The organism is Rickettsia endosymbiont of Lasioglossum villosulum (genome assembly GCF_964026455.1).
GTDB lineage: Bacteria > Pseudomonadota > Alphaproteobacteria > Rickettsiales > Rickettsiaceae > Rickettsia.
In genome coordinates, this window is sequence record NZ_OZ032152.1 from 345,517 (window position 1) to 370,643 (window position 25,127).

Here is a 25,127-nt window from a genome sequence, read left to right on the forward strand (position 1 = left end):
AACTGGCTCTAGTTCCCAAGCCACGGGATGACAATGAAACAATAACAAAATAATAAGTATATGAAAACAATTTTACTTATAGCATTACTTAGCACGCAATATAAAGGTGATAACGATAATGTTTTAGCAATTACTGAGGCTTTAAAACAACAATATCAAAAGGAAAACTTACAGATTGATATAGTTAATTTGGAAATCGATAAGCTAGATCCTAATCAGATAGAAAAATATCCAAATCAGGTAATTATTATAGGTGCAGGGCTTGATGGTATTAAAGCATTTACTATTTTAAACTCTAACAAAGGCACTAGTAAATTTATTTGGAGTGGTCATCAATTAATAAATGAAGTAACAGAAAATTTAAAGATTCTAGATAATATAGTGTTACCATCCTATGCTTTAAATCAAAAGCAAATTAAACAAATTCAAGAAGCAAAGGTTAAGTTAATAGAAACTACAGGCATACCTCATACTCTTACAAAAGAGGATTGTATAAAGGAGTATAAAGATTTAGCTGATAAAAAGTTAATTCCTGATTCTTCTAACGGCTATATATTTACCTGTCTATCAGGTGATGCTCCTGATTCAAATGGAAAAATAAAATTTTATACCCAAGAAGAAGCTTATAAATTGGGTGAGCAATTAGCTCAAATTGTAAAATTAAAAAATATGATGCTTTTAGTGACAAATGGACCTAGAACCGGTCAATATGATCCTAAGGCTTTTCCTGATAAAGTAAAACTTCCAGTACATGAAAAAAATAGTGATATTGATTTAGTTAGTAAAGCTTTTTTAAAAGGAGTAGAAAGTATATTAGGTAATGAAGCAGAGGAAAAAGTAAAATTTGAGAATTTTGTATTTGGAAAGCCAAGTGTATTCAAAGGATATTTAGGTGCAGCCATAGAAAATGAAAAAAGCATAGTAGTTATTGGCGGGGAATCTTCAAGCCAAATCACGCAAGCTTTAGACTTAGTAGCAGGTAGGTTATATATTAAGAAAAATACTGCTATGAATGATGTTCATAAAAAGCAAGTAAATAAAATACTAGAAACTAATAAAGGAGCTAAATTATTAAAGGATAATGAAGTTAATTTAATTATTAATGTTATTACTGATGAAGCCTATAGTGATGCTGAAACAGTTGCAAAGGAGTTTGAAGAAGAAAATCATTTTTTTAATGAAGAGGAATGTTTATATGGAGATAGAGGTTTAAAAATTATAGGATATACATCAGAGCTAGGAACGGCATAAAAAACATGAAAAAAATTATTTTTAATAAACAACAAGATTTTGTCTCAATTATAGCACCGGCATCAAGCTGTCCTGATGCACAAGATAGGTTAGCTAAATCAATTGAAATGCTGAATTCACAAGGATTTAAGACCTTAGTAGATGATAAAATATTTATGGGGGATGAGCTACCATTTTTTGCTGCTCCGAAGGCTGAAAGGCTGAGAATGTTTAAAGAGGCGATGGAAAACGAGCAAGTTAGAATAATCTGGGCTTTTCGTGGTGGATATGGTTGTAGTGAGATTGTAGAAGATTGTTTTAACATAGAGAAGAAAGGTGATAAAATCCTGATAGGTTATAGCGATATTACAGCACTGCATCTACTTTTAAATGGTCATTATGATATTCCAACTATTCACGGCTCAGTGCTAACTTCTTTTTTGCCGCCTGTAAATCAAGATATTAATTCTATCCTAAATGTTTTAAAAGGTGAAGATAGTAAAATTGCTCTTTCGCCAATAAATAAAATTAATGACAATCCTATAGAGGGAAAAATACTAGGCGGTAATTTAACGGTTTTTAGCAAGCTAATTGGCACTTCTATTAATCTAAAAACAAACAATATATTGCTACTCGAAGACATCAACGAAAAAGGTTATGCAATTCATCGTAATCTAGTACAACTAAAAAATGCTGGTATATTTGATGGAATAGAGGCGATAATTTTTGGTGATTTTACTAGCGGGGATGAAAATACAGAATTAGCTATAAAAAGCTTCTGTTTAAATTAATTCCAAATATTGAGACTTATAGAGCTGAAGGAATAGGGCATGGAGCAGTAAACCAACCGGTTATTATGAATCATGAAGTAGTTATAAGCGGTAATTACTTAAGTTTCTCTAGTCCTTTTGCCTTAGAAGATTAATATATGATACAAACCATTAGAATAGGGACTAGAAAAAGTAAACTCGCTTTAACACAAACTAACCTAGTTATTGAGCAAATCAAAAAGCATTTTCCTAATATTAATTGTGAGATAGTAGAAATTACTACTAGCGGTGATTTGATCCAAAATAAACCTTTATATGATATAGGCGGTAAGGCTTTATTCTTGAAAGAAATAGAGCAGGCTTTGCTTGATAAAAAGGTTGATTTGGCTGTTCATTCTTTGAAAGATGTTCCAGGAATAATACCTGAAGATTTGAGTATTGCAGCTGTTTTAGAGCGGGAAGATTCAAGAGATGTGTTTGTTTGTCTAACACATAAATCCATCGAAGAACTGCCAAAAAATGCCGTAATAGGGACTTCTTCGGTACGCCGAAAATTATGTGTACAAAGAATAAGACCGGATTTAGAAATAATAGTGTTTAGGGGTAATGTTGACTCAAGAATCAATAAGCTAATTAATAAGGAAGTCGACGCAACCATACTTGCATATGCCGGCTTAAAAAGGCTTAATGCATTTAATCCGGAATATTGTCATTTGATAGAGCATTCGCAGATGTTGCCATGTATAGGGCAAGGTGTTATTGCGATTGAAATACGAAAAGATGATCATGCTATGATTGAGATATGCAAACAAATTAACCACCTACCGACTTTTGAATTGGTAAAGCCGGAAAGAGCACTTTTAGAATATTTAGATGCAAATTGCCGCACGCCTATAGGTGCTTATTCGAAATATTTAGATAATGGTGATATACAAACCGATTTTATGCTTGGTAATCTCGATGGTAGTAAAATAGTTTCCCATACAGAAATATCTAGCCCAAAAACCTCAAAAGAAGCAGGCATAAAAGCCGCTAAAATAATGTTAAGTAACCTCGAATAATCTATGAATTTTCAACAGTAAGATGGTATTGTTACGTGGATCGGTTTTTCCGTCTGAGCTAAGGAAATTACGAAGTAATTGACGAAGCAATCCAGCTAAAAAATGCTAAAATTAGTTATTTTTTACTATTTTTCTGGATTGCCACGCGGTCTACGACCGCTCGCAATGACAGTTTTAATAATACTCCAATTTTCTCCGGACACTACTGTGCCTACGCGGGAATGACATAGGATAATAACTGCCCGGTACTATAGTGCTATTGATGCGGTAATAACTATAAATCCCTACTCTTTCTCCGCATTCTTTCTAGCAGATGGGGATAGCATGACACTTAGTTCTTTTAACGCCTTATCTTCTACGTAATTCGGAGCGTTCATTAATAAATCTTCGGCTTGCTGATTTAATGGAAAAGCGATTATCTCCCTTATATTAGTAGCTTCCGCAAGTAACATAACGATTCGGTCTATACCTGGAGCTATGCCGCCGTGTGGAGGAGCTCCAAATTTAAACGCTCTAATCATACCGCCAAATCGTTTATCCACTTCTTCTTCACTATAACCAGCTATAGCAAATGCCTTATACGTTATCTCAGGCTTATGATTTCTAACAGCACCGCTAGAAAGCTCTATGCCATTACAAACAATATCATACTGATATGCGGTAAGCTCTAGCAACTCTTCGGTTGTTTTTGCGTTCTCAAGAGCTTCTAACCCACCCTGAGGCATAGAAAACGGATTATGGCTAAAATCAATTTTACCGGTTTCTTCGTTTAGCTCATAAAATGGAAAATCGGTAATCCAGCAGAATTTAAAGCAATCTTTTTCAAGTAAATCTAGCTCATCAGCAAGTTTAATTCTTACCTTACCGGCAAGTTTAGCAGCTTTATCTTTCTTATCGCTAGCAAAAAATACCGCATCTCCATTGCTAATATTAGCAGTAGCCTTCAAATCTTCTAACTGCTGAGTGCTTAAGAATTTTGCAACTGGTCCTTTTGCTTCCCCGCTTTCGCTAAACTGAATATAGCCAAGTCCTCCAGCTCCCTCCGATATTGCGAATTCTATCATTTTATCGAAGAAACTACGAGGCTGACTTGCAGCACTTGGTGCAGGAATTGCTCGGACAATACTACCTTTCTTGATATTTTCCCTAAAAATAGCAAAGTCTGAATCTCTAAAAATTTCCGTTACATCGGCAATAATAATAGGGTTACGTAAATCAGGCTTATCAGAGCCGTATTTTAACATAGACTCATTATATGGAATGCGGATAAATGGTGCTTCTGATACTTTCTTATCTGTAAATTTAGTAAATAGCTCATACATTATAGGCTCGATTGTGGTGAATATATCTTCTTGCGTAACAAACGACATTTCGATATCTAGCTGATAAAACTCGCCTGGTGACCTATCTGCTCTTGCGTCTTCATCACGAAAACATGGAGCGATTTGGAAATAGCGATCAAATCCCGATACCATCAATAGCTGCTTAAATTGTTGTGGTGCTTGCGGTAATGCATAAAACTTGCCTGGATGTAATCTACTTGGGACTAAGAAATCCCTTGCTCCCTCAGGTGAGCTAGCGGTAAGAATTGGTGTTTGAAATTCGGTAAAGCCTCTTGCAATCATTAAATGATGAATATAAGAAATAATTTGTGAACGTAGCATTATATTATTATGCAACTTCTCACGTCTTAAATCTAAAAAGCGATGTTTAAGCCTTGAGTCTTCAGGTGCGTCTTTTTCCGTATTAATCACAAACGGCAGAGTATCAGCAGCTGATTCAACAATAAACTCACCAGCTAAAACTTCTATATGACCGGTAGGAAGTGTGTTATTAATAGTCTCTTCTGATCTTGCTACTACTTTCCCAACTACTGTTACAACTGACTCATAACGTAAACGGCTAGCATCGTCCATAAGCTGCGGATTTTGGTCGGTAAACACGATTTGTGTTATGCCATAATGATCACGTAAATCTACAAAAACTAGATTGCCATGATCTCTTCTTCTATGTACCCAACCAGACAGTTTTACTTCAGTCCCAACATCGGAAATTTTTAATTCATTACAATTATGAGTTCTATATTTATGCATTTTATCTTTGTTTTTTAAATCAACTCACTATAATCAAAATAGCTAAATCCTGCAATAAAATTATCTAGGTTCTGTGAAAGGTTCTAATTGATTTTGAGTTTTGAACTATTTTTTAGCGAAAATTAATAAGATTTTTGACGGAATAGTTATTCATATTTCAAAAAAATCTTGTAATTTGCAGCAAAAAAGAGTCAAAATTAAATCTTTTTAGAAATCTTCACAGAGCCTAGGATACAAAAGTAATATTTAGGAATTTTAAGAAATTTTTTAGTTCCTGACGAGCAACTATATGTGAGCTGTTAAATGCTCGGTCATAATTTGCGACTTTTAAATCAAGTAGAGTTAAACCTTGCAGAAATAACTCTCTATATATTACACGTTCACTAAAACCATCAGCGAGTTTAAAATTGATTCTTTTAGCAAGCTTGTTCAATACGTTACTAACACGTCTTTTATTTAGAGCATCAAGGTTACTTAAACGATTACGCAAAATTATCCAATCTATACTCCCTCTATCACGACTAGCACGCTGCATTTTCTGTTCCCATATCATTTGGCTATAGATTGAGGGGCTGATAATTTCATCTTTATTGTCAACTTTTGCTATTACGTCTAAATCTAAAAAGCTATCATTTATCGGCGTAATAATGGTGTCAGCATAAGAATGAGCAAGCCTTGATAAAGCAGTATGGCTACCAGGCGTATCGATTACTATATAATCAGCATCCATATTATCCTTTAATATCTGCTCAAAACTATTTGCTTGCTCTTCTTCAGAACTTTCTTTGACATGGAAATGCTTTGGTACTAATACCGGTTTGTCAGGGTTTTGCTCATTATACAAATCTCGATTTTTTAGGTAATTAGTTAAAGAGCTTTGGCGAGAATCAGTATCAATACTTACAACTGAATATTTTTGATAAAGTAGTGCCACTATTAAATGGATAGAGCAGGTTGTTTTACCTGCCCCACCTTTTTCATTACCTATAACAAATATATAAGGCTTACTGCTCATAATTTTCCTTTATAAATTTCTCAAGTAGCCTTACACCATAACCTACAGCACCCTTCGGGCCAAGCGATGAGGGTTTATTGCTATTTGCAACGCCTGCTATATCTAAATGTGCCCATTCTACCCCTTCTTGAATAAAACGTTTGATAAAATGAGCAGCGGTAGAACTTCCAGCAGCTCCTGGCACATTACCGATATTTGCCATATCAGCTATGTCGGAGTTAATCATTGCATCATAATCTTCATGAAGCGGCATTCTCCATAATTTTTCATTTACTTCTTCACCAGCTTTTATTAGCTTATCAGCAAGCTCATCATTATTAGAAAAACAACCAGCATATGTAGGACCTAAAGAAACGACTATAGCACCGGTTAACGTCGCAACGTCAATCACGCATTTAGGTTTGAATTTTTCTTGTGCATACCAAACAGCATCAGCAAGAACTAAACGCCCCTCTGCATCGGTATTTAAAACTTCAGCAGTTTGACCTGACATAGTAGTTACAACATCCCCAGGACGCTGTGCATTACCTGATGGCATATTTTCAACGAGCCCTACAACACCTACGATATTTACCGGCAATTCTTGACTAGCAACCGCAATCATAGTACCAACTACTGCGGCAGAACCACACATGTCATATCTCATTAAATGCATATTATTTGATGGTTTTAGAGATATACCTCCTGTATCAAAAATAACTCCTTTTCCGACTAGAGCAATATAAGGAGCCTCTTTGCTTGCACCTTGATATTCCATTACCACTAGCTTTGATTCATTTTGTGAACCTTGACCAACTCCAAGAAGAGCACCCATGCCAAGATTTTTCATTTCTCTTTCACCAAGAATAGAAACATCGACATTTAATTCTTCTAGTGTTTCTGCTATTCTTTCAGCATATATTTGTGGAGTTTTAATATTTGATGGTTCATTACTAATATCTCTTGTGAAAAAGACCCCTTCAGCAATTAATTTTTTAACTTCAAACAACTTTGCTGCTTCTACGTTATTATCTGTAGAGATTTCAAATGATTCTACAACAAACTTATCTGCTTCTTTTAAAGTAGTTCTATATTTATCGAATCTGTAGGAAGCAAGTAACGCACCACTAGCAATTAAAGATGCAACAAGCGATGATGTAAAGCTGCTTATTCTATTCTTAATTTTTAAGCCAATAGTAGCGATTTTAGCATTAGTAGCATTTTGTAGGATTTTACCCGCTAATTCTTCAATCTTAACCTCAGTTAGTTTTTCTTCACTTCCAAGCCCTGCTAATACTAAATATTTTACTTCCCCTGACTTAACAACAGAAGGAATAATTTTGATCTGCCCATATTTACCAGTAAATTGTAATTTATTGGCAATAGTCTTGGAGATCAAACCATGATGTTGTTGGTCAAGGTTTATTAGTTCACTATCAAGTTTTAATTTGTCATCAATAAACACTATTAATGCTTGAGTATTTAATGATTCTTCCTCAGTAAATTTTACATGTAGCATATTTATTTTTCCTTATTAACATTTTCCTAGATAATTCTATTTATCTTATGAAACTTTGCAAGTATTAATTGCCTATAGAGAAACCAAATTAAAAACTAATTGACATAATTTAACGTTTTTTATATTTTTTGCCTAGTAATAATTAAAATTAAGTAATTTAATGCTGAGTCTAGAAGCTAAAACCTTTTTACACATTGAAAATAGATATAAAGAAATAAAAGAATTTCATAATGTTTATGATCTTACACCTCATCCAACAAGATATAATATTCTTAAATACACATTAAAATTCATTTCTTTACCATTTATAATAGCTATTCAAGCTATAAAATTTGTTACATTAGATACTGTTTCACTTACATATTTAAACATTGGTAATACTCTTTTAAAAAAAATAAATAAAAGCATTGAAAAGAAAATAAAAGAAGGTTCATGTAAAGAAACTGATGACAATATCCCGAAAATTGTTGAATATATATTAAAAAAATATGAAGAAAAGCCTGAATTAATAGAGCAGCCTAAATTTTCATTGTTACAAAATTTTATAATAAAAGTTAAAAAATATGTACCATTCGCTTCAAAACTTATAAATTTCTGGGATAATGGGGGAGTAAAGCATTCTGAGGAAATGGTAGAGAAACAAGAATTAGTCGAAATCATTTATAAGAAAATTGTTTCTGCAATATATATGGCAGGTAAGAATGGTGAAACAATGGAAACGGAAGATGTAAAAAAACTTTTTCCTGAAGTAGATTTTAAAGAATTTGAAGAAAAAGTTGAGTTGGTTAATACCGAAGCAGTCAAAATAAAAGATAACAACCCGGTATCTTTACCATGTAGTCAACCGCCTATTATCCTAGAATCTGAAGAAGTTGAGGTTACTACTGGCTCTGATGATATCATAGAAATTCCAGCAGAACCGGCTATTGCTATTCCAAATAATACTATAAACCCGCTAGTAAATCTAATGATGCTGAAAGCGGTATATGATGGAATAAATCGAGTACAGCAAGGAATGGCTGAATTTTATCAGGAGCAGGTAGCTATAGAAAATGATATAGAAATTCAAAATGCACTTTTTGATGAATTTTGTCAAGAACAGTGGGCTATAGAAAAAAGCATGAAAATTGAAAATGCCCCTATTCCATATTACATAGAGCCGCACCAATATTATGGTTATGATAATGCTCTTTTAGGAAATAATTATATCCCACAAGCAATAGCATGTTGTTGAAAATTTAACGTCATTGTGAGAGAAAACTGACATTATTACATGGCTCACCCCCACTCCTGTCACCCCGTGATTTATTCACGAGGTCCAGTTAAAAATGTCAATATTGTTGATATTTTTAGTTGTTTTTTAGATTCCGTGGTGGCATTGTTGCGTAGATCAAAACACGTGTTCGGTGTCATACCGTGGCTTGACCACGGTATCCAGAAAAACAACTTTTTATACTAATAATATTAGTATTTTTTAGCTGGACCTAGTTCCCAAGCCACGGGGTGCATTGTTGTGTGGATTGAGAGTCGTCATTGCGAGGAAATTACGAAGTAATTGACGAAGCAAGGAAGTAAAAAAATGCTAACTTTATAACATTTTTTATTATTTTTTTCTGGATTGCCACGCTCCTTGCAGTCGCGTAGCTCAGACGATTTGGTATCCACGCAACAATGCCTCCACGGCATGACTACCTTAGGATGTTTTTCAATGCATGCGGACAAGCCTCTGCGGGGATAACACAAAACACTTTTTTCAAACTATACACAAAGCTTGTGAGAGAGTTAAACCTACAACTTAACTTTTAATTTAACAAAACCTTGGTGGCTTTTATACTTCTTTTGTAAGTGACAATTATACTCGACTAATACACTTATATTACCTTTTTCAGCTAAAATATTAGCACCGATATTGTAGCCAATTTTAGGTTGTTTTGGTAATGCAACAATTTCAGTAACTTCTCTATCTCTCCATTTTATTTTAGCCTCAAGTTTGTTATTTTTGTTGTTAAAATAATTCTCTACAGAAGCCATAATTGTTGGTGTAATGCTTACTGCTCCTATTTTCTGTGGAGCTAACGATACATTACCGCCTACAATACTAGACCATATATTTTGCTTTTTAGAGGCAATACTTAAATGCTGAATACCAGCTCCGCTTTCTTGATAAGTACCATCTTTAATATAACCATATCTTATCCCGATATTTGGAGTGAAGCTCACTTTATTGCCGATAAGATAATTATAACTTAATAAACTTTCAAAATTATAATTATTATTCTTATATTTACCGTTTGCAATAGTGCCTAAGCGGTTGATCTTACTCTTTACAATATTATGGTTATAAGCAAACATACCTTGGATCATAAAGTTTTTTGGCAACTCTTTTTGACCATATAAAGCTATGATATGACTATCGACATTAGTATTTAATTTACCGCCGTTAGATTTAAACTTTGAATCTAGTCTAGTATAAGCGATACCGACTAAATCTTTATCATTATCAGATCCAATATCAAAACCGATAGTACCACCGGAAGTATGCCCTCTATACCCTATAAAACCTTTTTGAGTACCTTGCTTACTGATTCCATAAGTTCCTGATATCCAAAAACCTTTATCAAGCACTCTTTCATCTTCATCACCGGCAGCAACTCCAGTAAAACTATTTATTCTGCTAGATACAGTACCTTTGCTTACAGTATAAATGTCTTGAGTTGAATTAAAAATCGTTGCGACTACTTTCTCATCTTCTTTTACTGCTACCTGCATTGTCGCTACTTCTAAAGCTTCAATTCTTGCTTCTTCTGCACGTTTTGTCTCGAAGATAACAAATTCTTCTTTAGCTTTTTCCTCTTTATCTAATTCTTCTGCTTCTTTAAAAGATTCACTGCTTCCAGTTTGTTCTTGATCTTGTCTTCGGTTTTCACCTTGAGTTTGATTTTGTGCTTGCAGATGAACTTGATTTTGACCCTGCTCCTGTAGTCCTCTTAATTTTAATATTACCGTCCTTAGATCCCCATTCTCTCTTAATAATTCTGCCATTTGTGCTTGTAGTATTTGCACGGCTTCATTTTCCGGTAAAACTATTACCTCCTTTGCTTCTACATTTCCTTGGCGAGTTATTACTCGTGCTACAGGTACTGGATTTGGAGATAAATCAGGAATTATCGGATTTGCTTCAATTCCTGTTCCAAATTTATCCGTTGTGATATTTTCTATTGTTCCGTCTGCTCTTTCAATTGTAAGTCTAGTATCATTTATAAGATTGGCTCTCTCCATATTATCTATATATGCAATAACAGCTCTTCTTTTTGCATCCTTTATTAATTCTTCTTCATATATATTATATTTAACTTGTGTAACACCAGGTTGTGGTTTAAATGGAGAGCGTATATACTCAGATTCCTCGCCATAATTATCAACAACTAAGTTAGCCATCTTATCATCATATTGCTGTTGAGTAAGGTTACCATTTTGGAATTGATGAGTTAAAAGATCCATATCATTTTTAATCATTAATGCTTTCTCTTGATAAGCTAATACCATTCCTCTTCCATCTTTTATAGCATTAATTTCTGCTTGTGTTAGATATTTCTTATACTCATTTTTTTCTTCTGATTTATCAACGACATTATCATAATATAAAGTATAATTGTTACGTTCTTGGTGACGTGGAACTTGAATATTTTCAACAGCTTTTACTATATCGACACCATTTATTACTTCTGTTCTAATATCTTCTTTCAAATTTTTTAGTAATACTTCTTTTTCACGAAGTTGATCAAGTGTTAAGTCCTTATCTCTAAATGCTCTAATCCCCTGTAGTTCAAAAGTTCTTCCTGCTTCAATAAGTTTATCAGTAACATCTATTTCTTTAATTATATTATCTCTTACATGAAAATATTTTATTTTATAATTATCACCTACAGTAAAGCTACTTTTATATCCAATTGTAGGATTAACATTAATTGGTTTTACTTGAACTGGTGGAAGAACTTTATTAGGGTTTACCGGGATATTGATTATATCATCTTTATTATAGTGCCAGTCATTTGCCTTTATTGTTTCAAGTATTTGTACTTTTCGAGCTAATGTTAATGGTGAATTATTTTCTTTTACTTTATTTAAGGTTCTTTCTATTTCTTTTCTTATATTTTCATTCAGAGCTTCTCTTAATATAGGTTTAAAGAAGCGAATACCATCAAAATTATCATTAGCTCCTGTAATTTCTGGGTTTATTGCTACATGCGGTACAAATCCTCCTATTTTAATAGTATTCATAATTATATTTCTTGCAGCTCTTTCTGCTTCTCTTTCAGCTGCAGACCTTAATACGTTCTGACCTTTTGCAGCTTCATTTCGAGCATTTAGCTTTGCCTCCACTACTTTTTCATCAATTATCTTTCCTTGTTCATCTCTTAAAATAGGTTTTAAATTTTTTCTTCCTTTTAATGCTGCATTAGTACCGACTGCTGCCATATTATTAAAAGCTTCAACGTCCATACCTTTTTTAATAACACGCTTACGAGCTTTTTTAATATCCGCCTCTGCTGTAGCTTGAGCTTCTAGATTTATACCGGTTAATATAGTAGTTGCAGCACAAATTAAAATTAATTTAGAAAAGTTTTTTGATTTTGTATTAGACATAATATTCAGCACCCCTTAATAAATAATTATTAATTATAATTTAAAAATATTAGTATTTTAGTTACTATTAATGGAAATTATACACGAAAAAAATATTATGTCAAAAAATTTTTATTGAAATTATATAAGATAATATGTAGGGTATTTGTACCTTTAATATTTCAAGCTTTGGAAGTTGTAGTAAAATGATTTGAACGCATGTAGCAAATTATTCGTTGTCTCGTCTATTGTTATAGGTTCTACCCTCACGCCTGTCATAAAATTTAACTAAGTTTACTATACATTTCGGGATTCGCCTGTGTTCAACTATTCTTGTATACCTAGCTGGCATTGCCCACGTGGGGCTTTGTTGCATAGATCACTTCCCCCTGTCACCCCGTGGCTTGTCCACGGGGTCCAGAAAACAACTTTTAATACTAGTAATTTTAGTATTTTAAGCTGAATCCCGCTACAAGTGAGCTAGATGACACAAGGGAAAAATCGATCCACGCGGGCAATGTCTCCTCGTAATGACGAAAAAATCAAACTATGCAACAACTGCCTCTATAGAATATTAACTATCCTCGCAATGTGGTGTTTTACCAAGTTTGTCTACCTCATCTATTTTATTTTCTACTGATGATGTTATATATGAACTTATAGTTGAACAAATTAAATCCACTGGAGTATAATCATCATTATTTTTTATACATATTTTTATTCCTGGACATTTTAGCAATATCTTTATTATATCTAGGTTTCTTTTTTCATAAGCATAATGCAGTGCTGTTTTACCATAGATGTCTTGTTCGTTTACGTCGCATTTTTTATGTAAATATATCCTTATATTTGAGACATTACCGTCCAAAACTGCTTTATGTAGTGGCGGTAATTGCTTAAATTTATCTATCTTAATTCTTGCTTTATTTTCAAAAAAGTCCCACATAATATGCTGCTATAGGTTGTATGTGCGTCTTATAGCATATTATGTTTAGTAAAGCAACTACTAATTGAATAAATTTTTAGTTATTTCATACCAACAGTTTTCGGGGATATTTGATTTGTTACTAAAACCACATATAATTAAATGATCTTTAGCCCTAGTCATTGCAACGTAGAGTAGCCTTATATATTCTTGTAGATCTTTTAGCTTTTCTGCATCTTTCATTTTTTGTAGAAATTCAGGAGTGTCAGCAGCATTAGCAGAAAAGAACATTCGACCACTTGTATAACTTGCTTCTAAAGGTAATTTATGCGTCAATCCGGTACTCGCATCCTCACGTACTAAAGTATATGCTGCGGTGCTGCGTTCCGTGTTTCCTATAAATTCCTCTTTATTAGCTGCGTTCTCCAAATGGTCTATTCCCCCATTATCATGCCAAATAAATTTACTACTGCTGATAGGTAGGGTGGTGGAGTCGCATAATATAACAATTGGTGCTTCCAAGCCTTTAGAACCGTGTACGGTCATCACTCTTATTTTATCGGAATGCTCCATATCACGCTTAATCCAAATATCGTTATTCTCAAACCAAGCTACAAAACCTTGCAGAGAATTATCCATATCATTTGCGTAATTACTGCTTAGTGTTAGCAGCTCATTTACCATATCATCGATATGTAAATTTAGAGTATTCGCGACTAAGATAAAGAAATTATCAAGAGTAGAATTTTGATAAAGTTCAATAAAAGAAGTAAGTTTATTATATATATCCGTATATGAGGACAGATTTTCCCACAAACTTTCATCATTTTTATTCATTAGAAGTTCGTATAATTGTTGCTCGCTAATACCGATAATCGGTGATTTAAGTAAGGCTGCAAGGTTTAAATCGTCGTAAGGTAAAAGTACGAATTTAGCTACCGAAATTAAATCCATCATCGATAAATGCTCTTTAAGGTTTACTTTATCGCTTGCCTCGACTTTAAGGTTAGCTTTGTTAAGCTCTTTTATAAGATTATTGCTAAATTCATCTCGCTTTCTTACCAAAATCATAAAATCTTTTTCGGATATAGGATTACCGGTTGCTGGTAGAATTTCTTTGCTGGCTATTTTTTCCTTTATGAAGCTAATAATTTTTTCTATAAGTAAATCAGCTGATGAAAGAGCATTGGCATAATCTTGTGGCAATGCCCAAAAAAGTTCCTCCTGCTTTTCGCTTGTTACCAAAGACCAAACTGTTACAGAACCGGTATGTGTACGAAATGCAGAAATTACCGGATTATCGGATAGGAAAAGAGTAGGGTAATGAGCTTTTATATATTTAAAAACCTGATGAGTAAATTGTAAAATTTCGCCGCATGATCTATAAGAATATTCAAGTGTAATTTTCTTAAATTTTTTATTTGCTTTAGCGAGATTCGTTTGTAATTTCTCATTCACTAAATTAAAATTCGCAAGATCAGCACCTTGAAAACTATAAATAGATTGCTTATCATCACCAACTATAAAGATGCTACTATCAGGTCTATTAAACTCGGTTATTAGAGTGGTGATTATGTTCCACTGATTACGGCTTGTATCTTGTGCCTCGTCGACAAGTATGTGATTAATCTCACTTTCAAGCTTATGCGATAACCACTCATGTATAGCTTTATTCTCAAATAATTTTTCGGTATAATAAATTAAATCATCATAATCAAGCAAGTTATTTTCTTCTTTAAATTTCTCATATTTCTCTAGCAAAATATAAGCAAGTTTACAAAGTAAATTAGTATGATATTCTAGCTCTTCTATGCGATATTCTTCATCTAATTTATAAATCTGAGATGTTAGCTTCTCTAACTCTAACAGTAATTTAGGATATTTTTGGGTTAGCTCTTTCGATAAAAGGCTTTTACGTTTTTTTCCGTCTTTGGTAAAAAATAACTCTTTCGGCTCTATTTCTAAATCATAATCTGCAAATAAATTTTTTACCTTATCATAGATATTATTTAGCTCGGATAGTGCTAATCTCTTATTGTGTATTTCTGCCGGAATAGTTTTATAAGTGAATAATTTTTTGAATTTAATTTTTTGGTCAATAATCTCGCTGAAAATATCCTGCAAAGTTATTTCATGAAAACGATTTAGTAAAGTTTTAATTAAATCATTATGTTCATCGCTTAAATAAATCTCATTTCGTATTTTTAGAAAGATATCTTGTAATTGAGTCTCTTCAAGAATCTGAAACTCGGGTGTTATGCCGGCTTCTACGGGAAAAGTTTTAAGGATTTTTTGGCAAAAAGCATGGATCGTATAAATGTTTAAAGGTTCATTATTATCAAGCAATTTACTATATAGATTTTTTGCATTTTCAAGCTCTAAAGCAAGCGGCTTTTGACCACTCATTAAGAAAAGCTCTTGTTCTAGTTGTTTGGGATCACAAAGAGAGAAAGTTTTGAGTTTGTTACTAATTCTTAGCTGCATTTCTACGCTAGCTGCGTTAGTAAAAGTAAGGCATAATATATTTTGAAAATTTACTCCTTTGATTAATAGGCGTAAAAACCGATCAGTTAGAATTTTGGTTTTACCAGTACCAGCAGACGCCGACACCCAAACGGAATAATCAGGATCAGAAGCTTGTTGTTGTAAATTGTTCATTAGTTATAATTTTAAATATATGTAAAAAATAATATTAAAATTATAACGCTAACTAAAGATTATACAATATCTTCATCTGAATTATATTCTACTCCCATAAGAGCTAAATCATTTTCTGCATATGGTTCTAGAGCTTTCATTTGTTTTTTTCAAGGTTTAGTATGTAATTTATTATGTGATGTTTTTTTGTGAGTGCTGTTGCTTATCTATAATTATCTTTAAAGTAGCATCAATTGTTTGAGGATAATTATTAGTACTTGAGTATTTAGATTTAGCGTAATTATAGTATGATAGAGCTTTTTCGTACTCTCCTAATTCCATATAATCATCAGCAATATTTAAGTAATTTTGATATGTTTTTTCTTGTAATAAAAGCTTTCTATGTTCTTTAAGAATAGTATATTTTTTTAAAAAAGCAGTTGAACTGATATTAAATATATTGCTAAAATCATTTGCACATTTTTCTATATCAAGATTTTTTTCTATAAAAAGAGATTTGTTTTCCAAAGCTTTCTGTACATATATTTTAAATTGTATTTCATGTAAATCTTGTATTTTCTGAATTATAAGAGCTTGTTTTTCAAGATTATTAATTTCTAAAAATCTTGCTTTATTATAAAATTTTAAAGCAAATTCAAACATTACGTTTTTAATATATAAATCACCAATTTCAATATATAAATCTGAATTAGCTAAGCTAGGATTTTCTTTAATTTGCGATTTATATTGGCGAATTAACTTATAAGCTTCCCGCTGTTTATCAAAATCTAGAAGATTGGATATTAGATGATTAGTCATAAACTCCTGCAAAATCAAAAAATTATACTCATAATATTTATTTGTTTTGCTTTTGCAAGTAAAAATTTAAATTTTGGAAAGGTTATTTTTCTTTCTATATATTACATAAATTACAACTAAAGATGCGGCGAGTCCAAACCAAGTAAAAGCGTATTCTAAATGATCATTTCTAATAGCTGCTAAATGATTTATTGAAAGCGGTAGCAAAATATCTAGATTGCTAATATCTTTGCTCTCTTCAATGAGATAAAAATTTTTAAGATTTAATCCTAAAACTTTAGATGCCTCTTGTAAGTCTAAGGTCAACCATACGTTGTTTTTAATATCATTTGCAGGTAAGTAGCTACGAGTTTTTTCGGATGTCATAGTAACGCCGATAAGCTCATGGGGTTGGTCATTGGTTGCTTGTGTAATAATATTTTTATTGCGGTTACTAAACCAACCACGTGCTACTAAAATAATTTTGTCTTCATCGGTCTTAAATGGTGTAACTAAATAATAGCCATCCTTTTCACTCGACATTGACCGCCTACCATATAAATATATGTCTTTATCAGGTAAAAAATGCCCATTAAGTTTTATTTTTTGATAAGGTAAGTTGTCATGAATTTCAGCTAAATCGATTGCAGGGGAGGTAAGATTTTCTTGCATCGATGCTAAAAATAGCTTCTTTTCTTTTAAGCGATTAAGCTGCCAAAAACCTAAAGAGATGAGTATTATAAAGGTGATGAGTACGGTGAGTTTGGTTTTCATAATTGGGTTTTAGGAATGTTAATAATCGTCATTGCGAGGAAATTACGTAGTAATTGACGAAGCAATCTCATGCAATAGTATAAAATTCCTGAGATTGTCACGTCGATGCTATGCATCTCCTCGCAATGACGCTTTACGAAGCAGGTTTTAAAATCTTGCTTAAGAATTCCTTGTGTTTTTGTAATTCTTCTTTTGTTGGTTTAATAACGGGAATATTCCTATGTGCCTGAGAATCCAAGCGATTATAGCTAAAATTATTTACCTTAGCAGCTTTATCAAGCATCTTAAAGGCTGACTGCCTACCGCCGGTTAGTTCTACATATACTTCAGCAAGTAAAGCTGCATCTTTAAGAGCTCCATGAAGTTGTCTGCCGGAATTATCCACCTTAAATCTTTTACATAAAGCATCAAGGCTATATTTTGATCCAGGAAACATACTTCTAGCCATCACTAAAGTATCAATAGCATGTTCAAGTTCTAGGAGTTTAATTTCAGCTCTTTTTAATAATGATAATTCATGATTTAGAAATTTAACATCGAAAGGTGCATTATGAATGACGAGCTTACTATCGGCAATAAACTCTAAAAAATCATCTGCAATAGTATGAAATAGTGGTTTATCTTTTAGAAACTCGCCGGAAATGCCGTGAATTCTATAAGCCTCAAATGGCATGTCTCGTTCTGGATTAAGATAGAAATGAAAATGTCTGCCGGTTAGTACCTTATTTACCATTTCAATAGCACCGATCTCAACAATTCGGTGACCGCCTTTTGGATCAAGTCCCGTAGTTTCGGTATCTAAAATTATTTCTCTTAAACTTGACATTCCAAATCCTCTATTAACTTTGCTATCTGAGTTTCTAATTCTAACATATCAACGCCGCTATTTATAGCAAAATCTGCTTTTGCTATTTTACTCTCCTGCGAAAGCTGAATTTCCTTTATCTTGTTATAGATTTCCATATCAAAAGAAGATCTGGTTGTTGCTCTGTGCATTCTTATTTCTTCAGAGCAATGCACAGTCACGACAAAATCAAAATATTTATCAAATTTAGCTTCGTATAATAGCGGTATTTCGGCAAATCCGAATTTGGATTTTATGTTTTCCTGTTTAAATTGAATTAGCTTATCTATTAGGAGTGGATAAATAAAGTTTTGTAATTTCTCACGTGCGAGATCATTGTTATAAATTAAATTACTAATCTTTCCAATGTTAAAAGTTTCAAGCTCCGGCAATAATTTTAAAATACCGGTTTGGATCTTTGAATCTTGATATAATTCTTTTATACATCTATCGGCACAAAAAGTCTTATATCCTTTTTCTGCTAAATAATCCAAAATAAAAGTTTTGCCCGATGCATAGCTACCGGTAATACCTATTGCTAACATTTTGTTATAAAAATTTTATGTTCATTAGCGAGTTTTATAGTTTTCTCTTCTTCAGCTATAATTACTTGGTTTTTTTGAATTGCAACGCCTTTGTAATTATATTTAGCAAGATTTTTTATAGTATTAACGCCTATAGTTGGTAAATCTAGCCTATTATCTTGTCCTATTTTTGAAAGTTTAATAAGCACTCCACCGCAAGATTTTTTACGTAAGTCTGCACATCTAGCTATTAAATTATCCGTTCCCTCAGCCGCTTCTATGCCAAGCACATAACCATCTTCAACTATAACCGACTGACCAATATCAAATTTACTTAAATGATTTAATAATTTTACCCCAAATTCAATATCTTTTTTATCAGAATTTGTAGGGCTAGTATCAGTTATAATATTAGAATCACATTGTTGATTTTGATATATCTCACTACTTGAAATTATCTTAAAACCATAATTCTCAAAGAATTTAGCTACTATTCTTAATAAATTATCATCCCCACGAATTTTTTGGCTAATTATTTTAAGAAGTAATAAACTACCTATTTTATCCACTGCTAAATTTTTAAAATTTGGTCTATCGACTCCTCCTATAAGAATAATATTTTTTACGTTATGTTGTGTAAAATATTTAATAGCTGCTCCAACCATACCGATTTTAAGAGGTTGATACTCAAAGTCTTTAATTAACTCTATATCAGCTTCGCCCTCTATCGCAGCTATATAACAATTACCACCTTGTTTTCTATAATTACCTGCTATTAAAGAAGGTAATGAACCTTTACCAGCAATAATTCCAAGATTTGGGAGCATAAAATAGTTTGTAATTTAAAATCTAATATTGATTATAAGCGTATTTTAAATATAAATCTATAAAACCTTTACAAATTAATCAAATTAAGCGATAATAGTAAGTGCTAATATAGCTATAGTAATAAACGTAATTTAGAATAGAGGTTGCGGACTCGGGGGCAGTACCCGACGCCTCCACCAATACTCATACTCGATGAATTTCAAAAATTTGCTACGTTGTCCTACAAGTACTCCGGTACTCACGTATTAAGTATACGCTCCGTTCCTCGTCTTGTGGACGCCTTGCTCTTTTTGAAATTGATCTTCGTATAACAATATGATGCAAATACTGCTTGTATTTTAAAAATTGAATTTTATTTTGATGGGTGAGTGAGCGGAGCGTATACTTAATACGTGAGCATCACGAATCCCTGATAAAATGAAAGAGCAATTTTTAAAAGATAAGTAGTATTTTGAGGGGGCGAAATAGGATCGACGTGCCTAATAAAAAAATTGCTTTTACTCGGGATGATTCCGCCGCAGGCTTTTGCCTTACGGGTCAAAACAAAGAAACGCAAACGATAACTATCGTTCTGCAGGTACTCCAGCTTTAGCTGTAGCATAAACCTGCGCGGTTTGGGGGTTTACCGGGCAACAGAAAAACCCTCATGTATACTCGTTTAATTTGAAAAATTGGCGTCGTTGTTTTTTGCTTTTAATCCTCACGTATTAAGTATACGCTGCGGTTAAAAGCTTCAAAACGCCTTGCTCTTTTCCAAATAAAACTTCGTCTACTTACTTACTATTATTTAGTTCTTTTATATATGAATATCGAATATAAAAAATTTTTAAATGAATCTATGTTGGAATTTGTAAAAAAGGTTTTGGCAAGGATTCAGCATGAAAATTTATATTGGGACCAATTAATATATATATCATATAAGACCGATCATCCAGCTGTCATTTTGCCTTTAAAAGTTAGACAAGCATACCCAAAAGAAATAACGATAGTACTTCAGAATCAATTTGAGAATATAATAGTAAAAGATACCGGATTTTCTGTAATGTTAAGTTTTAGCGGCATTAAGGAAACAATTTATATACCATTTGATGCTCTTATTAGTTTTGTTGATTCAAGCAATAGTTATAGTTTTACTTTTAATCAGCAATTAAATATCCAAAATAATAATACAGCTGAAATATTGAAAATAGAAAAGCAAATTTTGGAAGAAGAAAATAATGATAAAATTGATGAAGCTTTATTGTCAAAAAATGTTATTATGCTAGATAAATTCCGTAACTCTTCTAAGTCTAAACCTATTAAACCTAGTTAAAATATTGAAAGAAGATATATCGAAAGTAGTTATATATACCGATGGTGCATGTTCTGGTAATCCAGGTCCAGGAGGGTGGGGAGCGTTACTTCAATTTAATGAGGTGAATAAGGAAATATTTGGACATGAGCTTGAGACTACTAATAACCGTATGGAAATTACAGCAGCTCTTGAAGCACTAAAAATTCTAAAAAAACCTTGTCATGTGGAAATTTATACTGATAGTAAATATTTACAACAAGGTATTACCGTTTGGATCCATAATTGGATAAAAAACAACTGGTGTAAAAGCAACAATGAACCCGTTAAAAATGCTGATTTATGGCAAAATTTGTACGAAGAATTAAGCAAACATACTATCATTTGGAAATGGGTAAAAGGACATGCAAGTAATAGCGGTAATATTGCTGCTGATAAACTTGCAGTACAAGGAAGACAAACTGCTATAGAAATTTTAAAATGTCGTGGATAAATAAGTTTTTTATTACTTTTTTTCATAAAAAAGTAGGAGAAGATGAGTTACTAAACCAATATTACGAAAGTAAGAAGCTTGACTATTTAGGGCGTCCTAAAAGATTTGTTATTTATAAAAATGCTAACGAACCAACAAAAATTTCGCCAAGTTGGCATGCATGGCTGCATCATTTAGTAAATGAAGTGCCGAGAAATGTTAAGCTTTTTTCTTGGCAAGAAAGTAACAAAATAAGCCAAAAATCATCTAAATCGTCAAATGCTAGATATAGTAGATGGCAACCATAAATTAACTATTTGGTATAAAAAACAATGAAACAAAATATTATTGAAACAATTATTGGTTTTGCAGTATTAATTATTGCTTTCCTATTCTTAATTTTTGCTTATAAAACTGGCAGTTCTATGACTAATGCCAAAGGCTATCAGCTCACTGCCAGCTTTCAAAGTGCGGAAGGGATATCAGTCGGAAGTGACGTGATGATTTCAGGTATAAAAATCGGTAATGTTAAAAAGATTTTTTTAGATCCAACCAGCTATTTTGCTACTGTATATTTAAATGTCAATGAGAATGTTAAAATACCTAAAGACTCAAAAGCTCAAGTAGTTACTAGTGGTTTACTCGGAGGTAAATATATTGCAATCGTACCAGGAAACGATAATGATGATTTAACACCTAATGAGGAAATAAAATATACTCAATCGGCAATTAATATCGAATCCTTAATTAACAAAATTGTTTCTTCATTCGGTAGTAAGTAAATCCCTCAATATCTGGGCTTTGCTTCCTCTTTTTGGAATTATAAATTTAGTTTTTATATTATATAGTTTTTTAAGAAAACTAATAATTGATTCAGAATTTTGTATCGGTACGTTAATTATTATTTCTTTAGCAGGTTTTCTTGTTTGATAAAACTGCCCAATAAAAGACTCTAAAACTTTTAATTTAGTGCTTGTTCTGCTATAAATGGGGGAATAGTTTTGCTCCCCCCATTTCTGTCCTCCCCTGTAAAGTGTAACCTTAATATAAAATCTATCATTTTCTTCAGTAATAATAAGCACATTAGCATCTATTATCCTTTCATATTGTTTTCCGATACGTAATTTAGATAATTTTATAAGATTAATTCTATCTCTAATCAAAGCTGCTTTTTCAAAATGAGAATCATCGCTTAGAGTCTGCATTTTAAGAGCTAATTTTCCTAGTAATTTTTCTATATTGCTTGATAAAAAATCGTTAATCTGTTCTATCAATTCGGCATAATCTTCTTTAGAAATATTACCTGTGCAAGGAGCAAAGCATTTGCCAATTTCATATTCTAAACACGGACGTTTTCTAAAGGCAAAATCGCTATCGCTACAAGTTCGTAGCTTAAAGATTTTTTGTAACTCTGTAATGATCAAGTCGATTTGATGTCCAGAGGTGAAAGGTCCAAACAATTTATTTCCTGTTGAATTATCTACATAACATTTTACTAATGTAGGGAAGTCATGGTCTGATCGTAGCTTTATATAGCTAGCTGATTTATCTCGTCTAAGTAATATATTAAAACGTGGTTGATGTTGCCTAATTAATTGTGTTTCCAGCAAAAAAGCTTCGCTTTCTGAAGTAGTAACTTTATATTCAACTAAATAAACTTGACGCACCATTCTAGCTATTCTGCCACGCAAATTATTTTTACTATAATAGTTTAAACGTTTTTTTAAATTTTTAGCTTTACCTATATAAATAATTTCCTTATCAGAATTATACATTAAATATATTCCTGGTAGAGTAGGAACTAAAGGTAGTAACTTTTTTATTAGGTTTGCTAACATCTAACAAAATAATTAAAATAAATAATAAATATAAATATCATTTTTTATGCAGAAGCCAAGTTATTTAAATTTCGACAATAAAAATTATAGATGGAAAAACGATATTGATTATCGCAAGGAGCCTGAAAAATATAGAGTAGAGAAAGGTGAGCAAGGCGTGCTTATTTGTCAGCCTTATAAAAATGAAATATTACCTTTCTGGAAGTTTAAAACCCCTGAAATTGCTAAAGAAAGTAGTGAAAAAATATATGATATGTTTTTGGAGTATTTAAATGATGATGATTTTGTGGGGGCAGATATGGCTCGTAAATATTTACAAATGGGTTTTACCAGAAGCAGACGTTACACTAATTATAAGGGGGGTAAAAAATATGATGCTGAGCATGATTACGAGCAGTTAGAAAAAGGAACAGGTGATCCTGAAAAAGCCATAAGTGCTGAGATATTTTTTAAAAAATGGCAAGAAGCGGAAGAAAATGAGAAATATAAAGCTATGAAGAAAGAATAGAAAAAGCAATTTGGTTAAATAAAAATAATGTAATTAAGCTATTGTAAAGAAGATTTTAGAGGTGTATCATCTAACTATAAGCAAAATAATTTGCTTAATAAAACATAAATTAATAAAGGAGTAAATTATGAAAGACTTAAAAGTTGGTTCTGCTAAAGAAGATATCGAAGGAATCAAAAAAGATATAGAGAGCCTAGTTTCAAGGTTACATAATTTAAAAGGTAAATCTGGTGACATCCTAGACGAGCAGCTAGATAATTTATCATCTGTTATGGATCATTACAAACATAAAGGAATAGAAAAAGGTAAAGCTAATGTAGCTGATTTATGTGAGTCGACACGTGACCACCCTTTGCGGAATCTCGCCTACGCTTTTGGTGCAGGTGTGTTACTCGCTATTCTTATGAAATAGGTAGTTCAATGTTAAAATCTCTAATATTTGAGTTATTAAAAAGTAGCATGGAGCAGGAAAAAAAATCTTACGGTAAGCCGTTTGTATATTTTTTCAATGTTCTAGGTTTAGCTTTAATAATTGCTGCTAATTATCTTTATGTTGCGGATGCGGTAAAATTCTGTTCTCTTATGAATATCGGTATAGCATCTATAGTAATTTCTATTATTATTGAAGCTATCAGATGTTATCTAAAATACAAAAATAGATATCGTACAATAAATATGTTAAGGGATAAAAGTAGAAATCTAGTAGATGGTGTAAGTGATCAGTTTGCAGATTTAATTCCTAATAAAACCTTGATTAAATATTTACCAACGATTATCCGCTATGTTCCAACCACTATGTTAACATTTTTAATAGGTGTTTACATAAAAAGAAAATTTGCTAAAAATATTACAAATCCGCTTTTAGGTAAATGGTAATAAAATAAGATAATAGTAATTTAAAAATTACTATTATCTTATAAATAAAATTATGAGTATAATTCTACGTGATCAAATATAGTTTCGCCTAAGCCTATAATATCATCATTTATGTTGGTTTCTAATATTGGGGCTTCAAGGTTATTTGAGATTAATTGCTCATGAAAATCTTTTACCGGCATATACTGAATAAACTTGCCTTCATAATTTCCACTAATGTGAGGCGTAGATCCATCATAATTAGAAAGAAATTCTACAAGTGTTTTAGTATCTACTTGTTGATTTGCAAAAAATTCGCTAAATTTTTCACAATTAAAACTTGTAACTAAAGAAGACTCGTTTTCGCTAGCAGTGATGAATAAAATAGCATTTTTGCTGCTTTCTTCCCAAGCTTTATGATATTGACCTGAATAGCAACTTCTAATAAGATATACAGTTTCCTTTGCTAAATCATCTGGAAATTCTGATATTACTTTTTGTAATTTTCCTTCTTCTTTTGAGTCATGAGAATGAATCATT

General features: G+C 32.2%; 23 protein-coding genes, 1 other RNA gene and 1 pseudogene. 12 read left to right on the forward strand and 13 right to left on the reverse strand.

Annotated features, from left to right (window positions below; genetic code table 11):
- Nucleotides 1-60: 60 nt before the first annotated feature.
- The 3 genes and pseudogenes from AAGD49_RS01675 to hemC all read left to right on the forward strand — a co-directional run bounded on the left by AAGD49_RS01675 (nucleotide 61) and on the right by hemC (nucleotide 3,061).
- Nucleotides 61-1,251 (forward strand): hypothetical protein, encoded by a 1,191-nt coding sequence (locus AAGD49_RS01675; RefSeq protein WP_341788878.1) that lies wholly within the window; start codon nucleotides 61-63, stop codon nucleotides 1,249-1,251.
- Between the two features lie 5 nt (nucleotides 1,252-1,256).
- Nucleotides 1,257-2,155 (forward strand): annotated as a pseudogene (locus tag AAGD49_RS01680) (LD-carboxypeptidase).
- A gap of 3 nt (nucleotides 2,156-2,158) precedes the next feature.
- The gene (gene hemC / locus AAGD49_RS01685; RefSeq protein WP_341788879.1) at nucleotides 2,159-3,061 is read left to right on the forward strand and encodes a hydroxymethylbilane synthase; all 903 of its coding nucleotides are present in this window, start codon (nucleotides 2,159-2,161) and stop codon (nucleotides 3,059-3,061) included.
- A gap of 284 nt (nucleotides 3,062-3,345) precedes the next feature.
- On the opposite strand, the gene aspS is transcribed toward hemC, so the two are convergent.
- From aspS to AAGD49_RS01700, 3 genes are all read right to left on the reverse strand, one after another.
- On the reverse strand, nucleotides 3,346-5,154 hold the full coding sequence (gene aspS / locus AAGD49_RS01690; protein WP_341788880.1) for an aspartate--tRNA ligase: 1,809 nt from the start codon (nucleotides 5,152-5,154) through the stop codon (nucleotides 3,346-3,348).
- Nucleotides 5,155-5,380: 226 nt separating this feature from the next.
- On the reverse strand, nucleotides 5,381-6,169 hold the full coding sequence (locus AAGD49_RS01695) for a division plane positioning ATPase MipZ (protein ID WP_341788881.1): 789 nt from the start codon (nucleotides 6,167-6,169) through the stop codon (nucleotides 5,381-5,383).
- A complete protein-coding gene (locus AAGD49_RS01700) occupies nucleotides 6,159-7,667 on the reverse strand; it encodes a leucyl aminopeptidase (protein WP_341788882.1) in 1,509 nt (502 codons plus the stop codon). Before AAGD49_RS01700 ends, AAGD49_RS01695 begins: the two co-directional genes overlap by 11 nt.
- A 160-nt stretch (nucleotides 7,668-7,827) precedes the next feature.
- Here AAGD49_RS01700 and AAGD49_RS01705 point away from each other — a divergent pair, with 160 nt between their 5' ends.
- Nucleotides 7,828-8,901 (forward strand): hypothetical protein, encoded by a 1,074-nt coding sequence (locus AAGD49_RS01705; RefSeq protein WP_341788883.1) that lies wholly within the window; start codon nucleotides 7,828-7,830, stop codon nucleotides 8,899-8,901.
- A gap of 554 nt (nucleotides 8,902-9,455) precedes the next feature.
- Here AAGD49_RS01705 and AAGD49_RS01710 read toward each other — a convergent pair.
- The 8 genes from AAGD49_RS01710 to AAGD49_RS01745 all read right to left on the reverse strand — a co-directional run bounded on the left by AAGD49_RS01710 (nucleotide 9,456) and on the right by AAGD49_RS01745 (nucleotide 19,622).
- Complete coding sequence (locus AAGD49_RS01710) at nucleotides 9,456-12,314, reverse strand: autotransporter outer membrane beta-barrel domain-containing protein (RefSeq protein ID WP_341788884.1); 2,859 nt, start codon at nucleotides 12,312-12,314, stop codon at nucleotides 9,456-9,458.
- Nucleotides 12,315-12,867: 553 nt separating this feature from the next.
- On the reverse strand, nucleotides 12,868-13,239 hold the full coding sequence (locus AAGD49_RS01715; protein ID WP_341788885.1) for an ankyrin repeat domain-containing protein: 372 nt from the start codon (nucleotides 13,237-13,239) through the stop codon (nucleotides 12,868-12,870).
- A 60-nt stretch (nucleotides 13,240-13,299) separates the two neighbouring features.
- A complete protein-coding gene (locus AAGD49_RS01720) occupies nucleotides 13,300-15,876 on the reverse strand; it encodes a UvrD-helicase domain-containing protein (protein ID WP_341788886.1) in 2,577 nt (858 codons plus the stop codon).
- Nucleotides 15,877-16,047: 171 nt separating this feature from the next.
- Complete coding sequence (locus AAGD49_RS01725) at nucleotides 16,048-16,674, reverse strand: hypothetical protein (protein WP_341788887.1); 627 nt, start codon at nucleotides 16,672-16,674, stop codon at nucleotides 16,048-16,050.
- Nucleotides 16,675-16,740: 66 nt separating this feature from the next.
- A complete protein-coding gene (locus tag AAGD49_RS01730; RefSeq protein WP_341788888.1) occupies nucleotides 16,741-17,427 on the reverse strand; it encodes an SURF1 family protein in 687 nt (228 codons plus the stop codon).
- 133 nt (nucleotides 17,428-17,560) lie between these two features.
- A complete protein-coding gene (dnaQ, locus tag AAGD49_RS01735) occupies nucleotides 17,561-18,253 on the reverse strand; it encodes a DNA polymerase III subunit epsilon (RefSeq protein ID WP_341788889.1) in 693 nt (230 codons plus the stop codon).
- Nucleotides 18,241-18,816: a dephospho-CoA kinase gene (gene coaE, locus AAGD49_RS01740; protein ID WP_341788890.1), complete on the reverse strand. Its 576-nt coding sequence runs from the start codon at nucleotides 18,814-18,816 to the stop codon at nucleotides 18,241-18,243. The genes dnaQ and coaE overlap by 13 nt, the downstream gene beginning before the upstream one ends.
- On the reverse strand, nucleotides 18,810-19,622 hold the full coding sequence (locus AAGD49_RS01745; protein ID WP_341788891.1) for an LpxI family protein: 813 nt from the start codon (nucleotides 19,620-19,622) through the stop codon (nucleotides 18,810-18,812). The genes coaE and AAGD49_RS01745 overlap by 7 nt, the downstream gene beginning before the upstream one ends.
- Before the next feature lie 63 nt (nucleotides 19,623-19,685).
- On the opposite strand from AAGD49_RS01745, the gene ssrA reads away from it, so the two are divergent.
- The 5 genes from ssrA (at nucleotide 19,686) to mlaD (ending at nucleotide 22,168) form a co-directional block, all read left to right on the forward strand.
- Nucleotides 19,686-20,271: a transfer-messenger RNA gene (ssrA, locus tag AAGD49_RS01750) on the forward strand.
- 154 nt (nucleotides 20,272-20,425) lie between these two features.
- On the forward strand, nucleotides 20,426-20,935 hold the full coding sequence (locus AAGD49_RS01755; protein ID WP_011477055.1) for a ClpXP protease specificity-enhancing factor SspB: 510 nt from the start codon (nucleotides 20,426-20,428) through the stop codon (nucleotides 20,933-20,935).
- 4 nt (nucleotides 20,936-20,939) lie between these two features.
- Nucleotides 20,940-21,407 carry a ribonuclease HI gene (gene rnhA / locus AAGD49_RS01760; RefSeq protein WP_011477056.1) on the forward strand — a complete coding sequence of 156 codons (468 nt, stop codon included), beginning with the start codon at nucleotides 20,940-20,942 and terminating at the stop codon, nucleotides 21,405-21,407.
- Nucleotides 21,395-21,694: an NADH-ubiquinone oxidoreductase subunit NDUFA12 family protein gene (locus tag AAGD49_RS01765; RefSeq protein ID WP_068041416.1), complete on the forward strand. Its 300-nt coding sequence runs from the start codon at nucleotides 21,395-21,397 to the stop codon at nucleotides 21,692-21,694. The genes rnhA and AAGD49_RS01765 overlap by 13 nt, the downstream gene beginning before the upstream one ends.
- Nucleotides 21,695-21,718: 24 nt before the next feature.
- Entirely contained in the window at nucleotides 21,719-22,168 is a 450-nt protein-coding gene (gene mlaD / locus AAGD49_RS01770; protein WP_341788892.1) for an outer membrane lipid asymmetry maintenance protein MlaD, read from the forward strand.
- Here mlaD and AAGD49_RS01775 read toward each other — a convergent pair.
- Entirely contained in the window at nucleotides 22,151-23,224 is a 1,074-nt protein-coding gene (locus AAGD49_RS01775) for a GIY-YIG nuclease family protein (RefSeq protein ID WP_341788893.1), read from the reverse strand. The genes mlaD and AAGD49_RS01775 overlap by 18 nt on opposite strands.
- Before the next feature lie 46 nt (nucleotides 23,225-23,270).
- Here AAGD49_RS01775 and AAGD49_RS01780 point away from each other — a divergent pair, with 46 nt between their 5' ends.
- The 3 genes from AAGD49_RS01780 (at nucleotide 23,271) to AAGD49_RS01790 (ending at nucleotide 24,608) form a co-directional block, all read left to right on the forward strand.
- Complete coding sequence (locus tag AAGD49_RS01780; protein WP_341788894.1) at nucleotides 23,271-23,732, forward strand: DUF4385 domain-containing protein; 462 nt, start codon at nucleotides 23,271-23,273, stop codon at nucleotides 23,730-23,732.
- Between the two features lie 127 nt (nucleotides 23,733-23,859).
- The gene (locus AAGD49_RS01785; RefSeq protein WP_011477061.1) at nucleotides 23,860-24,144 is read left to right on the forward strand and encodes a hypothetical protein; all 285 of its coding nucleotides are present in this window, start codon (nucleotides 23,860-23,862) and stop codon (nucleotides 24,142-24,144) included.
- Between the two features lie 8 nt (nucleotides 24,145-24,152).
- Nucleotides 24,153-24,608, forward strand: coding sequence for a hypothetical protein (locus AAGD49_RS01790; protein ID WP_341788895.1), 456 nt, complete (start codon nucleotides 24,153-24,155; stop codon nucleotides 24,606-24,608).
- A 50-nt stretch (nucleotides 24,609-24,658) separates the two neighbouring features.
- Here AAGD49_RS01790 and AAGD49_RS01795 read toward each other — a convergent pair whose 3' ends face one another.
- Complete coding sequence (locus AAGD49_RS01795; protein WP_341788896.1) at nucleotides 24,659-25,126, reverse strand: hypothetical protein; 468 nt, start codon at nucleotides 25,124-25,126, stop codon at nucleotides 24,659-24,661.
- Between the last annotated feature and the right edge of the window lies 1 nt (nucleotide 25,127).

Excerpts from the sequence above, each read along its gene's own strand:
- AAGD49_RS01675 (WP_341788878.1), top strand. The coding sequence starts at position 61 with ATGAAAACAATTTTACTTATAGCATTACTTAGCACGCAATATAAAGGT.
- hemC (WP_341788879.1), top strand. The coding sequence starts at position 2,159 with ATGATACAAACCATTAGAATAGGGACTAGAAAAAGTAAACTCGCTTTA.
- aspS (WP_341788880.1), bottom strand. The coding sequence starts at position 5,154 with ATGCATAAATATAGAACTCATAATTGTAATGAATTAAAAATTTCCGAT.
- AAGD49_RS01695 (WP_341788881.1), bottom strand. The coding sequence starts at position 6,169 with ATGAGCAGTAAGCCTTATATATTTGTTATAGGTAATGAAAAAGGTGGG.
- AAGD49_RS01700 (WP_341788882.1), bottom strand. The coding sequence starts at position 7,667 with ATGCTACATGTAAAATTTACTGAGGAAGAATCATTAAATACTCAAGCA.
- AAGD49_RS01705 (WP_341788883.1), top strand. The coding sequence starts at position 7,828 with ATGCTGAGTCTAGAAGCTAAAACCTTTTTACACATTGAAAATAGATAT.
- AAGD49_RS01710 (WP_341788884.1), bottom strand. The coding sequence starts at position 12,314 with ATGTCTAATACAAAATCAAAAAACTTTTCTAAATTAATTTTAATTTGT.
- AAGD49_RS01715 (WP_341788885.1), bottom strand. The coding sequence starts at position 13,239 with ATGTGGGACTTTTTTGAAAATAAAGCAAGAATTAAGATAGATAAATTT.
- AAGD49_RS01720 (WP_341788886.1), bottom strand. The coding sequence starts at position 15,876 with ATGAACAATTTACAACAACAAGCTTCTGATCCTGATTATTCCGTTTGG.
- AAGD49_RS01725 (WP_341788887.1), bottom strand. The coding sequence starts at position 16,674 with ATGACTAATCATCTAATATCCAATCTTCTAGATTTTGATAAACAGCGG.
- AAGD49_RS01730 (WP_341788888.1), bottom strand. The coding sequence starts at position 17,427 with ATGAAAACCAAACTCACCGTACTCATCACCTTTATAATACTCATCTCT.
- dnaQ (WP_341788889.1), bottom strand. The coding sequence starts at position 18,253 with ATGTCAAGTTTAAGAGAAATAATTTTAGATACCGAAACTACGGGACTT.
- coaE (WP_341788890.1), bottom strand. The coding sequence starts at position 18,816 with ATGTTAGCAATAGGTATTACCGGTAGCTATGCATCGGGCAAAACTTTT.
- AAGD49_RS01745 (WP_341788891.1), bottom strand. The coding sequence starts at position 19,622 with ATGCTCCCAAATCTTGGAATTATTGCTGGTAAAGGTTCATTACCTTCT.
- AAGD49_RS01755 (WP_011477055.1), top strand. The coding sequence starts at position 20,426 with ATGAATATCGAATATAAAAAATTTTTAAATGAATCTATGTTGGAATTT.
- AAGD49_RS01765 (WP_068041416.1), top strand. The coding sequence starts at position 21,395 with ATGTCGTGGATAAATAAGTTTTTTATTACTTTTTTTCATAAAAAAGTA.
- mlaD (WP_341788892.1), top strand. The coding sequence starts at position 21,719 with ATGAAACAAAATATTATTGAAACAATTATTGGTTTTGCAGTATTAATT.
- AAGD49_RS01775 (WP_341788893.1), bottom strand. The coding sequence starts at position 23,224 with ATGTTAGCAAACCTAATAAAAAAGTTACTACCTTTAGTTCCTACTCTA.
- AAGD49_RS01780 (WP_341788894.1), top strand. The coding sequence starts at position 23,271 with ATGCAGAAGCCAAGTTATTTAAATTTCGACAATAAAAATTATAGATGG.
- AAGD49_RS01785 (WP_011477061.1), top strand. The coding sequence starts at position 23,860 with ATGAAAGACTTAAAAGTTGGTTCTGCTAAAGAAGATATCGAAGGAATC.
- AAGD49_RS01790 (WP_341788895.1), top strand. The coding sequence starts at position 24,153 with ATGTTAAAATCTCTAATATTTGAGTTATTAAAAAGTAGCATGGAGCAG.
- AAGD49_RS01795 (WP_341788896.1), bottom strand. The coding sequence starts at position 25,126 with ATGATTCATTCTCATGACTCAAAAGAAGAAGGAAAATTACAAAAAGTA.